Source organism: Natronorubrum tibetense GA33 (assembly GCF_000383975.1).
GTDB lineage: Archaea > Halobacteriota > Halobacteria > Halobacteriales > Natrialbaceae > Natronorubrum > Natronorubrum tibetense.
Window position 1 is genome coordinate 115,745 of the sequence record NZ_KB913019.1, and the last position, 13,674, is coordinate 129,418.

15 protein-coding genes are annotated in these 13,674 nt (G+C 63.7%); 7 read left to right on the forward strand and 8 right to left on the reverse strand.

Annotated features, from left to right (window positions below):
* Nucleotides 1–76 precede the first annotated feature (76 nt).
* From NATTI_RS0122480 to NATTI_RS0122490, 3 genes are all read left to right on the forward strand, one after another.
* Nucleotides 77–451 (forward strand): VOC family protein, encoded by a 375-nt coding sequence (locus NATTI_RS0122480; protein WP_019992180.1) that lies wholly within the window; start codon nt 77–79, stop codon nt 449–451.
* 20 nt (nt 452–471) lie between these two features.
* Complete coding sequence (locus tag NATTI_RS26685; RefSeq protein ID WP_006091224.1) at nt 472–633, forward strand: hypothetical protein; 162 nt, start codon at nt 472–474, stop codon at nt 631–633.
* 63 nt (nt 634–696) lie between these two features.
* The gene (locus tag NATTI_RS0122490; protein WP_241434366.1) at nt 697–1,743 is read left to right on the forward strand and encodes a zinc-dependent alcohol dehydrogenase; all 1,047 of its coding nucleotides are present in this window, start codon (nt 697–699) and stop codon (nt 1,741–1,743) included.
* A gap of 25 nt (nt 1,744–1,768) precedes the next feature.
* On the opposite strand, the gene NATTI_RS0122495 is transcribed toward NATTI_RS0122490, so the two are convergent.
* Both NATTI_RS0122495 and NATTI_RS0122500 read right to left on the reverse strand, forming a co-directional pair.
* Nucleotides 1,769–2,533: a CoA-transferase subunit beta gene (locus tag NATTI_RS0122495; protein ID WP_006091228.1), complete on the reverse strand. Its 765-nt coding sequence runs from the start codon at nt 2,531–2,533 to the stop codon at nt 1,769–1,771.
* A 70-nt stretch (nt 2,534–2,603) separates the two neighbouring features.
* Nucleotides 2,604–3,518, reverse strand: coding sequence for a CoA transferase subunit A (locus NATTI_RS0122500; protein ID WP_006091229.1), 915 nt, complete (start codon nt 3,516–3,518; stop codon nt 2,604–2,606).
* A gap of 152 nt (nt 3,519–3,670) precedes the next feature.
* Between NATTI_RS0122500 and NATTI_RS0122505 the strand changes: the two genes are divergently transcribed.
* The gene (locus tag NATTI_RS0122505) at nt 3,671–4,807 is read left to right on the forward strand and encodes an acyl-CoA dehydrogenase family protein (protein ID WP_006091231.1); all 1,137 of its coding nucleotides are present in this window, start codon (nt 3,671–3,673) and stop codon (nt 4,805–4,807) included.
* A 16-nt stretch (nt 4,808–4,823) separates the two neighbouring features.
* On the opposite strand, the gene NATTI_RS0122510 is transcribed toward NATTI_RS0122505, so the two are convergent.
* Together NATTI_RS0122510 and NATTI_RS0122515 are read right to left on the reverse strand one after the other, a co-directional pair.
* Nucleotides 4,824–5,606, reverse strand: coding sequence for an enoyl-CoA hydratase/isomerase family protein (locus tag NATTI_RS0122510; RefSeq protein WP_006091232.1), 783 nt, complete (start codon nt 5,604–5,606; stop codon nt 4,824–4,826).
* A gap of 6 nt (nt 5,607–5,612) precedes the next feature.
* On the reverse strand, nt 5,613–6,779 hold the full coding sequence (locus NATTI_RS0122515) for an enolase C-terminal domain-like protein (RefSeq protein WP_006091233.1): 1,167 nt from the start codon (nt 6,777–6,779) through the stop codon (nt 5,613–5,615).
* Nucleotides 6,780–6,880: 101 nt separating this feature from the next.
* Here NATTI_RS0122515 and NATTI_RS0122520 point away from each other — a divergent pair, with 101 nt between their 5' ends.
* On the forward strand, nt 6,881–7,855 hold the full coding sequence (locus tag NATTI_RS0122520) for an LLM class flavin-dependent oxidoreductase (protein WP_006091234.1): 975 nt from the start codon (nt 6,881–6,883) through the stop codon (nt 7,853–7,855).
* 138 nt (nt 7,856–7,993) lie between these two features.
* Here the strand turns inward: NATTI_RS0122520 and NATTI_RS0122525 are convergent, their stop codons facing one another.
* Nucleotides 7,994–8,440, reverse strand: coding sequence for a GNAT family N-acetyltransferase (locus NATTI_RS0122525; RefSeq protein WP_006091236.1), 447 nt, complete (start codon nt 8,438–8,440; stop codon nt 7,994–7,996).
* Between the two features lie 173 nt (nt 8,441–8,613).
* Here NATTI_RS0122525 and NATTI_RS0122530 point away from each other — a divergent pair, with 173 nt between their 5' ends.
* The gene (locus NATTI_RS0122530; protein ID WP_006091238.1) at nt 8,614–8,850 is read left to right on the forward strand and encodes a 3-hydroxyacyl-CoA dehydrogenase NAD-binding domain-containing protein; all 237 of its coding nucleotides are present in this window, start codon (nt 8,614–8,616) and stop codon (nt 8,848–8,850) included.
* Nucleotides 8,851–8,931: 81 nt separating this feature from the next.
* On the opposite strand, the gene NATTI_RS0122535 is transcribed toward NATTI_RS0122530, so the two are convergent.
* From NATTI_RS0122535 to NATTI_RS0122545, 3 genes are all read right to left on the reverse strand, one after another.
* Complete coding sequence (locus tag NATTI_RS0122535; protein ID WP_006091240.1) at nt 8,932–9,942, reverse strand: ornithine cyclodeaminase family protein; 1,011 nt, start codon at nt 9,940–9,942, stop codon at nt 8,932–8,934.
* Between the two features lie 87 nt (nt 9,943–10,029).
* Nucleotides 10,030–10,545, reverse strand: coding sequence for an Lrp/AsnC family transcriptional regulator (locus NATTI_RS0122540; protein ID WP_006091242.1), 516 nt, complete (start codon nt 10,543–10,545; stop codon nt 10,030–10,032).
* Between the two features lie 130 nt (nt 10,546–10,675).
* Nucleotides 10,676–12,013, reverse strand: a complete 1,338-nt coding sequence (locus NATTI_RS0122545) for an aminotransferase family protein (RefSeq protein WP_006091244.1) — start codon at nt 12,011–12,013, stop codon at nt 10,676–10,678.
* Between the two features lie 177 nt (nt 12,014–12,190).
* Between NATTI_RS0122545 and NATTI_RS0122550 the strand changes: the two genes are divergently transcribed.
* Complete coding sequence (locus NATTI_RS0122550; protein WP_006091245.1) at nt 12,191–13,672, forward strand: CoA-acylating methylmalonate-semialdehyde dehydrogenase; 1,482 nt, start codon at nt 12,191–12,193, stop codon at nt 13,670–13,672.
* Nucleotides 13,673–13,674: the final 2 nt, after the last annotated feature.

Genomic DNA, 13,674 nt, shown 5'->3' on the forward strand with positions numbered 1-13,674 from the left:
CGTTGCTGAATCGTACGGTCGCGAAACTGGCGTCGCTGACGATATGCTTTTGTATCGGGCCTTGATGGGAGATATCATGGACGTCCTACACACGGCCATCTGGGTCGACGACATCGATGCACAGCTGGCGTTTTACTGCGACGGACTCGGACTCGAGCAGACGCGCGAGTTCGACCTCGACGGCGTGACCAACACCTACGTCGCCGGGGAGAGCGATGCGGAGATCCAGTTCAAACACGACGACACCGAGCGAAACCCCGAGCCGGCCGGTATCGACCACCTTGCCGTCGAAGTCACCGATATGGCCGAAACGATCGAGACGGTCGTCGAACGGTACGAAAGCGAGGTCGTCGACGAGCCACGGACCATCGAAGAGAAGGGGATTCAGATCGCGTTCGTCACCGACCCGGAAGGATACATCGTCGAACTTATCGAAACCCTCGAGGCGTAACCGAACGTGGAATCTTCCGCATGAGCAACGAGAACCAAGGCCTGATCGAATCGCTGCTCGAAGCTGAAGCCCAGTTTCACGAGCTGATGCCGATCAAAGCCACCTATAGCAAGCTCTTCTTTCGCTCACTCTTCTGGTTCGCACTCTTCAGTGTGGTTTACACTGTCGTCACCAGCCTGTGAGCGGGCGACGAGTCCACCGACTCTGACCCGAAGTATATGATCTCTCCTCGCGTCACCGCAGATGTGACGTCGAACACAGCGGATCGAATGACTGTGCTACTGAAGACGCGACCCGAACCGGGAATGGCACTCGAGTCCGTTCCGGTCCCCGAACCGGGGCCCGGCGAGGTCCGAATTCGCGTCGAGTCGGTCGGCATCGACGGCGGTGCGGAGGCGCTGATCTACGACTGGCACGAGAGCAAACGCCACTACGCCGACCAGCTCCCGCAGCTGTTCGGCCACGAGTTCGCCGGTACGATCGACGCGACCGGTCCGGATGTCGAGGGGTTCGAGGAAGGGACCCGCGTCGCGGTGGAGCCGGTCCTCGGCTGTGGCCGTTGTCGGCTCTGTCGCTCGGGCTCGTTCGGTATCTGTCCCGATCGGCGAATCGTCGGACTCCATCCGGACCTCGAGGGCGCACTCGCGGAGTACGCTGTGGTACCGGAGGAGACGCTCTATCCTATCGGCTCCCTGAGTGCCGACGAGGGCGTCTTTCTCGAGTTGCTCGGACTGGCCGTCCACGGCATCGAACGCTCCGATTTCGAACCCGGCGATAGCGTCGCGATCGCCGGCCCCGGATCGGTCGGGATCGGCGCGCTCGTCGCGGCGGTCGCCGGCGGAGCGAGTTCGGTCACGGTTATCGGGACGGCGGACGACCGCGAGGATCGACTGCCGCTCGCGCGCGAGCTCGGTGCGACGCGCACGGTTGTGGCCGAGAACGGCGAGGCGGAACTCGACGAGGAGGTCGACGTCTTCGTCGAGGCCTCCGGCCACCCCGACGCGGTATCGCTCGCGTCGTCGGCGACGCGTCGCGACGGCGAAATCATCCAGATCGGCATCTTCCACGGCTCGGAGACGGTTCCCGTCGATCTCACCCGACTCGTTCGGCGGGGGGTCTCAATCACGACGGTCTACGGCCGGCGGGACTCGAGCTGGCGACGGGCGATTGCGATCGCGGAGAACACCGACCTCTCACCGGCACTCGGTCCGTCGTTTCCGCTCGCCGAGTACGAGCGCGCCTTCGACGCGACCCGGCGGCGAGAAGGGATCAAAATCATGCTACACCCCTAGCGTAAACGATGCGCTCGAGGAGTTCTCACTCGGCCTGGTCGGTGTACATCTCGTCCGGGTCGAGATCCTCGCGGATCAGGCGTAGCTCCTCCTCGTACGGCTCCGGCGTCGTCCCGAGATCGTCGGCGAACTCGATCTCCCAGCCGGTCTCGGCGCGCACCTCTTCCCGCGAGGCGTTCGGGTGAAGCGAGTCGACGTACATCTCCCCGCGCTCGTCGAACCGGCAGACGGCGAGGTCGGTGATGACCGCTTCCGGACCGCCGTCGAGTCCGAGTACTTCCCGACCCTCGCGCCCGTCGACGAAGCCGGGGCTCGTGATGAAATCGACTTCTTCGGGGAACCGTCGCTCCGAGTGGGGCGTGACCATCAGCGTTCGATCGACGTGGCCCGCGATCTCGCAGGCTCCGCCGCTGCCCGGCAGCCGAACCGTCGGATCGTCGTAGTCGCCGATGACCGTCGAGTTGATGTTGCCGTACTTATCAATTTGTGCGCCGCCGAGAAAGCCCACGTCGAGGCGACCGGCCTGAAGGTAGTAGTTGAACCCGTTGCGCATCGGTTCGATCGAGACGGCTCCCGACGCGAGCACCGGATCGCCGATCGAAAGCGGCGGCGAGGACGGATTCGATCCGATCGTCCCCGACTCGTAGACCATCTTCAGATCCGGAGCGTGCGTTCGCTTGGCGACGTTACACGCCAGGTTCGGCTTGCCGATTCCGACGAGCACCGAGTCGTCGTTCTCGAGTTCTCTCGCGGCCGCTACCACCATCAGTTCGCTCTTCGTGTAGTTCATTGGATTACCTCCGCAGATTCGGTCGACCGATCTGTTCCGCTATCCTCGCGCCCGCTCGAGCGAGGGCCGGTCATCGGTACGCCCCCATATCGATGGGCGTCGCGTACGAGTGCTCCGGTTGCAGGTCGAGCAGTCGCTCGGCGCCGAGTTTCTCGACGTACTCTCGGCGGTTTTCGACGCCGTAGACCCACTCGTCGAGCCACTCCTCGACGCGGTCGACGTCGCTCGCGATCTCGGCCCACTCGATGTAGGCCTCGTTGTCCCGACCGTAGTAGCCCTGGGCGTACGACGGATGGGAGCCGTAGGGGTCGTGGACGACGTGATCGACGTCGTCGCTCGTAATGACGGTCCGGTTCGGATCGCTGCGGATCGTCTCCTCGGAACAGCGTTCCTCAACCGAGAGGATTACCGTGTCGGCGGCCAGCCCCGCGATTTTCACTTCGCCCTGGATCCCCCAGAGGTGAGCGTTCCCCGCGTCGTCGGCGCGTTGGGCGCGGATGACCGCCACGTCCGGTTGGATCGGCGCGACGGCGTAGACGTAGTCGTCGTCGAACGGACTCTCGACGCGAGCGATGTTGTCGTTGTGTTCGGGCAGATCCGAACCGATGAACCCGCGAAGCGGGGCGAACGGCAGGTTCGACGCTCCGGCGTCGAGCGCGGCGATCAGTCCGAAGTGGGTGTACTCCTCGAGTTCCAGTTCGGTCGGGATTCCGTCCTCGGCCGCGCGGCGAAACGCCGGCAGGCTGCCGACGCCCGGGTTCCCCGCCCACGAAAACGTCGCCTTCCGCGCACAGCCGGCGGCGATCAGCTGATCATAGATCAGATCCGGCGTGGCTCGGATCAACTCGAGGTCGCGTTTTTCTTGTCTGATGATCTCGTGTCCCGCGGCGAACGGGATGAGGTGCGTAAACCCTGCGAGATAGATACTATCGCCGTCGGAGACGCCGGTGCTGATGGCGTCGTGCATGGACGTGACCTTGCTCATAGCTGTGTTGGACTACCGTACGAATGGCGTAATTCGCACATAAGAATTGCCTTTGGGGCCACTTCGAGGCGATTTCGCCATCTGAACCGCTTAGCCACGGCCGGAGATCCGGTTACAGTACATTGATGCCAGTAGCTACGATACCAACACACATGCTATCGCTCAGCCCGGAGCAGGAGTTACTGGTCTCGTCAGTCGCGGACATCGCGGAGCGCGAGTTCGCCGACCGAGCGTTCGAGTGGGACGGTGAGCCGCCGTGGGAGAACGCGCAACTGTTGGCCGACCGGGGATTTCTCGGCGTCAACTTCGCCGAGGAGTACGGCGGCGGCGGAATGACTGAACTGGATGCGATCCTCACCATCGAGGCCGTCGGCCGTGTCTGTCCCGATACCGCGGAGTTCCTCTACAATCAGCAACTGGTCGCGCCGCGAGCGATCGAGTTGTTCGGAACCGAGGACGCAAAGGAACGATATCTGCCGCCGGTTCTCGCCGCCGAAGACAGCATCGCGATCGGCATTTCGGAGCCGGAAGCGGGCTCGGACGTGGGCGCAATGGGAACGCGAATCGAGGAAGACGGGGACGATCTGGTGCTCAACGGCGAGAAAACGTGGGTGAGCAACGTCGAGCACTCGAGTGCGGCGCTCGTCTGGACGCGGTTTCCCGACGGGCTCGGCTCGGTCGTCGTCGAGTTCGACTGGGACGGCGTCGAGATCGTACAACACTACGCCAACATGGCCGGCCATCATCAGACGCACTTCGTCATGGAGGACGTCGTCGTTCCGGAGGAAAACGTCGTTACGAGCGGTCCCGAGGGATTCAAAAACCAGCTCCGGGCGCTCAACTGGGAGCGGGTGGGAAGCGCCACGCTGGCGAACGCGCTCGCGAGCTGTGCGCTGGAGAAGGCCCTCGAGTACGCCGAGCAGCGAACGCAGTTTGATCAATCGATCGGCGAGTTCCAGGGCATCGAGTGGAAACTCGCGGACGCGGTGACCGAACTTGAGGCCTCGCGGGCGCTCACCCATCGGACGGCGGCCCGCGCACACGAGCAGGGACGCATTCCCGCCCGTCTCGACGCGTCGATGGCCAAACTCCGCGCGAGCGAGATGGTCGAGCACGTGGTCAGCGAAGCCCTCCAGATCCACGGCGCGAACGGCTATCAGCAGGGCCACCCCCTCGAGTACCTTTACCGGCTGGCTCGAGGACGCCGGCTCGCGGCCGGCACCGACGAGATACAAAAGAATCAGATCGCGGCCGTGCTCAAGCGGGACGGACTGCCGAACCTTGCGTGATTCGTGGACCCCTCCGTCACGAGTAGTCGCGATCGAATTCCGGATCTCGATTTTCGCTGAAGGCGTTGATCGCCTCTCGGTGTTCGGGATCGGTCACGCACTCCCACTGGTACGCGATGGCCCGTTCGCAGTACTCTTCGAACGATTGCTCCGGATCGACGAGCCGGTTCGTCCGTCGAACCGCCAGCGCGGGTAGCTCGAGCAATTCGGCCGCCAGTTCGCGTGCGCGTTCGACGGGTTCGTCCGCGCTGTCGACCGCGAGACCGAGGTCGACGGCGGCCTCGGCGGTGATGTCTTTGCCGGTGAGGAGGTACTCCTTCGCTTTCGCCTCCCCGATAAGCCGCGGTAACAGCCAGCCGCCGCCGTCGCCGGGGACGAGGCCGACGCGGACGAACCCCTCCCGGAGGATCGCGTCCGGGCCGACGATACGCAGATCACAGGCCAGCGCGAAGTCACAGCCCGCACCGACCGCGGGCCCGCCGACCGCCGCGATCGACGGCTTCTCCATTCGGCGGAGCTGTCGAACGACGTTCTGGACCGACCAGAGGTAGCCCGCGTACTCCTCCTCGGTCATCTCCTCGCGCCAGTTCGGCATCTCCGTGATGTCGGCTCCCGCACAGAACCCGCCGTCCGCGCCGGTCAGGACGACGACGTAGACGCCATCGTCGCCGGCGGCCTCGCGCAGCGCCTCGTTGAGTTCGAGGATCGTCTGCCGTCGAAAGGCGTTGTGTACCTCGGGACGGTCGATCGTAATCGCGGCGATTCCCCCGTCGGTCTCGTATCGGATGTCGTCGGCCATTTTCCATCACTCGTAGACTCGCCGCCCGATCTCTCTGGCTTCGATCTCGTCCCAGTCGTACTCGACGCCGAGTCCCGGCCCGTCCGGGACGTGGACGTGTCCGTCCGCGTCGACGGTATCCAGCATGTCGGAGTAGTCGTCCGCGTACACCGGCGGCTGGGTGTTCGGACAGATCGGGTGGACGAGCGCTACTTCGTAGTAGTTGCTGTTGCGCGTCGCCGCCAGACAGTGGCGCTGTGCCGGACCGGGCGCGTGGTACTCCACGTCGAGTCCGAACCCTTCCGCCATGTGGGCGATCTTCATCGCGCCGGTGATGCCGCCGTCGTACTCGGGATCCGCGCGCACGAAGTCGGTCGATTCCGTCGCGACGAAATCGGTGTGGGCCTCGAGGCCGCGTACGTGTTCGGTCTGGAGCAGCGGCGTGTCGAGCATCTCGCGGAGCTTTCGGTGGGAGTGCTGGGAGACGCCGCCGTCGCGGTAGGGATCCTCGTACCAGAGGAAGTCGGCGTCGTCGCAGGCCTTTCCGATCTTCAACGCGTCGGCGAACGTGGCCGGATTGCAGGCCGGGTCGAGCATGAGATCCATCTCGTCGCCGACGCGCCGACCGACCTCGCGGACGACCGCGGCCGTCTCGTCGGGATCCGTCCAGTCGCCGCCCCAGTCGTGGATCTTGAACCCCTGATACCCCATCTCGAGACAGTCCTCGGCGAAGTCGGCGTACGCGTCGGGCGAGTCGAGGCCGCCGTTCCTGTCGCCCTGGTAGGTCGAGGCGTAGGCCGGGAAGGAGCTACGATAGCTCCCGAGCAGTTCGTGAATCGGCGCACCGCGGTACTTCCCGGCGAAGTCCCACAGTGCGATGTCGATCGGTCCCATCCCCATCCAGTCGTACTTCCGCAGGGCGCGCTTGAACGCACTCCAGTGGCGCTCGCGCTCGAGCGGGTTCTTGCCGACGAGGTAATCGGCGATCATGTTGAGTTGTGCGGCACCGGGCGAGTTGCCGCCAACGTACTCGCCGGTCGTTCCGTCGTCGGTGTGTACGCGGAGGGCGAACAGTTTCCGTTCGGTCGTCGTGCCGGGTTCGTAGACGATGCTGAACCCGTTCGGTGCGTAACCGACGTCGGGAAGCTCGTAGCCGAACTCGACCGACTCAATGCGCGTGATCGTAGGTACCATCGGTACGCTATCACATGGCGAAGTGTTCTATATGATTTTGCATCGCGGTGATGTGTAGGCCGAGCGCAAACAGTTAGGACGCTCGGTCGAAACGATGTGGTATGGTATCCCACGGCTACGTACTGCCGACTCGCGGTGTCGTTCTCTCCGCCGATGACTCCCTCGAGCAGGCCGCTCGCGTGCAATCGGAGGTAATCGGGCTCGCTCGCCGGGCCGAATCACTGGGGTTCGACGGCGTGTGGGCCGGAGACAGCGTGCTGGCGAAACCGCGCCTCGAACCGTTATCAACCCTCGCCGCGGTCGCCGGGGCGACGGAATCGGTCACCCTCGGCACTGCGGTCTATCTGCCCCAGCTTCGACACCCGGTTCACGTCGCCCATCAGACGGCGACCGTCGATCTGGTCAGTGGCGGCCGGCTCGCTCTCGGCGTCGGAGTCGGTGTCGGTGACGGTGTCGAGGCCGAACACGACCAGCTCGACGTTCCCTACGAGCGTCGGGGCGCGTTGCTCGACGACGGGCTCGAGATCCTCGAGGGGCTCTGGAGCGACGAGCCCGTCACGGTCGACGACGAGTTCTTCGAACTGGGCGACGCCGATATCGGCATCCGTCCGTGCGGGAGCCCGCCGCCCATCTACATCGCCTCGGCGACGTTCGATCCGCGGGACGGCTTCCCGCGACAGATACGGGACCGCATCGCCACTCGTGGCGGCGGCTGGCTCCCGATCGGCATGTCCCCCGAAATGTACGAGGGCGGACTTGACCGGGCGCGCGAAATCGTCGACGACGCCGGTCGCGACCCAGCGGGCTTCGACGCGGCCTACTATCACGACGTGGTGATCGCGGAAACCGAAGCGGAGGCGATCGACCAGGCTCGCGACTTCCTCGATCGATACTACCCCTCCTGGGGTGCGCTGAGCGACGACGACATTCGGAAGCGGGGAGCGTTCGGCCCGCCGTCGGTCGTCGCGGACCACCTCGAGCGGTACGCCGACGCCGGCGTGGAAACGTTCGTCACCCGGTTCACCGCGGCCGATCAGCGCGAGCAGTTGCGACGCTTCGCCGATATCGTCGACTGAGACGCGTCAGTTCGGTTTCCCGACTCGAGCGTTCGGTCGTCGACGTACGAGAACTGATCGTCGTTGATTTTCCCTACTTCACCGCTGGTCCGGACTGGCGGTCACTGCGACGCTGGACCGTTTCCTCCCTCTTTTGGCTCAAAGAGAGCCCTCCGACAGGTGATAGACGAACGAGGTGCAGTACTCCTCGTAGCCCATCCGCTCCGTATAAAACCGATGGGCGTCCTCGCGCCACTGGCCCGACTCGAGTTCGACCGCGTCGCAGTCGCGCTCGGCGGCCCAGTCGTGAACGAACGAGAGGAGTCGTTCGCCGTGTCCCTTCGACCGCTCGCCCTCAGCCGTCACGAGGTCGTAGACGTAGACGTGCCGGCCGAGGTAGAAGTTCGTCGCGATCTTCACGCCGGCGGCCGCGACCGCTTCGTCGCCGTCGTAGCGCGCGAACAGTCGGTACCCCTCCTCGCGCATCTCCTCGAACAGCTCGAGATACGTCTCGAGATCGAGGTGATCGCGCAGTTCCGTAACGAGCGGGAACAGTTCGCGCCGGCCGGACTCGGTGGTGATCTCTCGGATATTGGTTGTCGTCATCGCTCGCAGTTAGGTATCGCTACGACGTAAATTCCGGGGATAGAACGAATCGCCCCGCCCTTCTGTGGCGGTTCGGCCGTCGGAGCGGTCGTCGTCCACCCGTTCGACTGGTCGACGAGAGGGCGTCCACGCCTTCGCACACCCGTATGAAGTGCCCCGAAAATCGTGCGGATATGGTCGTGAATATCGACGACATCGAGACCGTCGCAGTGGTCGGTGCGGGACAGATAGGGCGCGGGATCGGTGCCGTCGCCGTGCTGACCGGGTACGGGACGACGATCACTTCGTCCATCTCCCACAGCGGCGACGCGGACTTCGTCACCGAAGCGGCGGTCGAACAGCAGGCGGTCAAGCAGTACATCTTCGCGGACCTCGCGAAGAACCGGCCTGAAGGGTCTATCGGGGGATGATGACGAACGTCGACGACTGATGGATCGTTCGCGTTCTTCGGTTAGAAAATCGAACCGTACTGGTCTGGATACTGCGCGCGGTTATTCCGACGGGAGCCGGCCGGTCAGCGCCTCGCTGGCGGGGGCGATCGGAAGTTCGGTTCCCAGCCCCTCCTCGAGAGCCTTCTCGTAGAGCATGTAGCCGGCGGCGACCGTCTCGATCCCCGTTCCGCCGCTGTCGAACACCGTGATTTCGCCGTCGCCCGTTCGACCGGGAGCGGTCCCTGCGACGACTTCACCGAGTTCCGCGTGGACGTGATCCTCGTCGACGACGCCCTCTTCGAGCGCCGCGAGGAACGATCCCGCGTCCTGTGTCACGCGGTCGCGGAGGTCGGGGACGTACGTCGCGCGCTCGATGGTCGTCGTGTCGAGTTCGCGGCGGCCGGGGGTGTACTGACCCATCGCCGTCACGTGCGTCCCGGGCTCGAGGTCGTCGCCGTCGAAGACCGGATCGGCCGCCTTCGTCGCCGTAATGACGACGTCGGCACCGGTTACGGCGGCCTCGCTCGAGTCGACGGCCTCGACGGACGCGTCGAGGTGGTCGTCGAACTCCGCGGCGAATGTCTCTCGATTCTCCGGCGTCGGTGAGAAGACGCGGACCGACTCGAAGTCGCGGACGGTCGTCGTCGCGTGGAGTTGGCCGCGGGCCTGTGCGCCACTACCGATGACGGCGAGGGTGCTCGCGTCATCCCGCGAGAGCGCGTCGACGGCGACCGCACCGGCGGCGCCCGTCTTGAACGGATTCATGCTCGCACCGTCGATCAGCGCGATGGGTTCGCCGCTTTCGGCGTCGAACAGCGGCGTCACGAACCAGGCGTTGGGTCCGCTAAAGCCCGACGTGTACATGTAGCCACCCATCGCACCCGTCTCGGGGAGGATCGTCGAGTAGTTCGTGAGCTTTCCGTCCGGGTTCTCGTTGCGGAACGTCTGTCGCGGCAGGGCCGGGGCACCCTCTCCTCGTTGGCGGTAGCCCTCTCGGACGACGTCGACGTATTCGGCCGGCGTTGCGAGTCCGTCGACTTCGTCGCTGGTGAGAAACAGCGTGTCTGTCATACTCGATCCATCACAGGCAGGGTAGAAAAAGGCAACCGTTAGGCGAGAGTTCTCACGCGCGGAGTGCTCGCGGCGCGTGCGGATCGCTTACTCGGTCTCGAGGACGTTGCCGATCATCTCGTCGGACATGTTCTCCAGTATCCTGTTTTCGTTCTTGAGTTCGCGCATGACGAATCGGGACGACGTTTCGTTGACGCCGTCGATGGCGACGATATCGTCGACGACCTCGTTCATCTGATCGTGGTTTTGGACGCGGGAGATGACGACGAAGTCGACGTCTCCCATGGTGTAGTAGACCTGCTGTACGCCCTCGACATTGACCAATCCGTCACCGATCTCGTCGGCGTAGCCGCGCTCGTGCGAGACGTTCACTTCGGTGATAACGACCATCGCGAGCCCCAGCGACTGGGGATTGATATCGGCGGAGATGTCGGTTATCACGCCGTTCTCCTTGAGCCGATTCAGTCGGTAGTGGATCGTCGACTTCGAGAGATCGAGTTCAGCCGCGAGCTCCTCGAGGTTCTTCTCGTCGTTTTGCTCGAGTTCTCTGATGATCTCGAGATCGTTTTCGTCCAGATCCGGAAGCGATTTTGTTGGTTTCATACTGTTTGCTACGAGTCTCCGTAGTAATAAGGCTCGATACTTCGCGACGAACTCCTTGGGTTCAATACGCCGCGTTGATCGCAGCGTCAGGAGCCGTCACAGCGCCGTCGGTCCCATATCCGTGGGAGGTTCACCGATCCATTGCTGCGTCGGACACTTCGAGCGCGTCGTCGAGAACCGCGACGGCCTCGTCGATGTCGTCCTCCGTGATGGGCAGCGGTGGCGCGATGATGAGCGTGTTGATCATGTTGGCAACGTAGACGCCGTCGTCGGAGGCGGCTGCGGCGACCTCGTCGACGACCGTCGATCCCGTCGAGATCTTGTCCTCGCGTTCCCCGAACGGGACGCGCTCGTCGGGGTCTTTCGTCAGTTCGATCCCGCGGAAGAGACCGACACCCCGCGTCTGTCCGACGCTGGGATGATCTTCGGCGAGTTCCTCGAGGCGGTCGCCGAGGTAGTCGCCGACCTCGCTCGCGTGTTCGATGAGGTTCTCCTCCTGATAGGTCTCGACGGCGGCGAGCCCGGCGGCACAGGCGACGGGATGTCCCGCGTAGGTGTGGCCGTGACAGAACATCTCGTCCTCGAAGTGGTCGGCGATCTCGTCGGTCACTATTGTCGCACCGAGTGGTGCGTAGGCACCCGAGAGTCCCTTTGCCATCGTCATAATATCTGGCGTGACGCCGAAGACATCGCTGCCGAACCACTCGCCCGTGCGGCCGAAGCCGGCCATCACTTCGTCACAGATCAAGAGTGCGCCGTGGTCGTGAGCGATCTCCTTGAGCCGAGGGAGGTACTCTTCGGGCGGAACGAGGATTCCGTTCGAGCCGACGACCGGTTCGACGAGGATTCCCGCAACCGTATCGCCCTCGAGCATCAGCATCTCGTCGATGTACTCGAGGCTCTCCATCGGCTCGAGGGTGGAGCCGTAGGCGTAGGGATCGGGGGCTTTGATCGTCCCCGGGACGCCGGGTTCTGCCATCAGTCGTCGCGGGTCGCCGGTGACGCTGATCGAACCCGCGGTAGCGCCGTGGTAGGAACGGTACCGCGAGATGATCTTTTGTTTCCCGGTGTACATGCGGGCGATCTTGATTGCGGCCTCGACGGCTTCGGTACCGCTGGTCGAGAAGAACGTCTTCGAGAGGTTCCCCGGCGTCACCTCCGCGAGTTTTTCGCCGAGGCGGGCGCGGGCCTCCGTCGCGAAGCCGGGCGCGAAGTACGCTCCTTCCCGGGCCTGTTCGGCGATCGCATCGGCGACCGCGTCGGCGGAGTGTCCGAGGTTCGAACACATGAGTTGGCCCGAAAAGTCGATATACTCGCTTCCCGCGGCGTCCGTGAATCTGACGCCCTCGCCGCCGACGACCTCGGTCGGGTCGACCTCGCTCTGGAACGACCACGTTCCGAACACGTACTCCTTGTCGAGGCGTTCTATCTCGGTTCGATCGTCCGACAACGCTGTCTCGTTTGCCATCCTTTCGCAGGGGTTTGCAGTCCGACTACATTAATCTTTCTGACGGTCTCATCATTCCACAACTGTTATTCTGAAATAATCAACTCAATTAGAATCAAGTGTTGTATATCGCCCATCTATTCGAACATCCTCCTGATCTACCGAAGATTTTATTTCATCACTTACGGTAATCCCCCTATGGTCGAACTAGAGTCGATCGGTCAGAGCAGCATAGTCCGCAACTACGTAGACGGTGACTGGCGGGACGCCGCAGGCACAGACGAGTTGACGAGCGTGAACCCGGCAACGGGAGAGGAGTTGGCAACGGTTCCGTTCAGTTCGTCCGACGACGTCGACGAAATCGTCCGAACCGGCAACGAAGCGTTCGAGGAGTGGTCGGCCCGTCCGGTCGAAGAACGGATTCAACCACTGTTCGAACTGAAGCAACTGCTCGAGGACCACCAGGACGAGCTCGCGGAACTGCTCGTTCAGGATCACGGGAAGACCCTCGCGGAGGCCCGGGGTGAACTTCGCCGCGGCATCGAGAACGTCGAAGTCGCCTGCGGTATCCCGTCGATGATGCAGAGCGGCTCCCTGCTGAACGCCGCTCCAGAAATCGATGAGAGCGCCGTTCGCAAGCCGCTGGGCGTCTTCACCGCGATTACCCCCTTCAATTTCCCCGGCATGATTCCGCTGTGGTTCCTGCCGTACGCCGTCGCGACCGGTAACAGTTTCATCCTCAAGCCCAGCGAGCAGAACCCGCTCGTCGCACAGCGACTGTTCGAACTCGTCGACGAGGCGGGCTTCCCCGACGGCGTCCTCCAACTCGTCAACGGCGGCCCCGATACCGTCAACGCGCTCCTCGACCACGAGGGCGTCGAGGGTGCGTCCTTCGTCGGCAGCACCCCCATCGCGAAGCTCGTCTACGAACGCGCGGCGAAAAACGGTAAGCGCGCCCAGGCCCAGGGTGGGGCGAAAAACCACATCATCGTCACGGAAACCGCTGATCTCGAGTTCGCAGCGGAGAAGACCGTTTCCTCCGCCTTCGCGTGCGGCGGCGAACGCTGTCTCGCCAACGACATCGCCCTGATCGAAGAGTCGGTGTACGAGGAGTTCACCGATCTCGTCGTCGACGAGGCCGCCTCACAGGTCGTGGGGTACGGCCTCGACGAGGAGACCGATATCGGGGCGCTCATCAGCCCCGAACACGAGCAGACGGTTCGAAACTACATCCAGACCGGTATCGAAGAAGGCGCGGAGCTCCTCCTCGACGGTCGCGACGTCACCGTCGAGGGCTACGAGGACGGCAACTTCCTCGCCCCGACGGTCTTCGGCGATGTCACCGAGGACATGGTAATCTCTCAGGAGGAGATCTTCGGTCCGGTGCTCGGTCTCGCAGCCGTCTCGGACGTCGACGAGGCGATCGAACGGATGAACCAGAGTCGGTTCGGCAACGCGGCGAGTCTGTTCACCGGCAGCGGTGCAGACGCACGAAAATTCCGCCACGAGGGCGAAATTGGTAACCTCGGCGTCAACGTTGGCACCTCGGCTCCGATGGCCTTTTTCCACTTCGGCGGCTGGAAGGATTCGTTCTTCGGCGACCTCCACGCCCAGGGCGAGGATATGATCCACTTCTACACCGACAAAGCCGTCTACATCGAGCGCTGGCCGGACGCCTAACT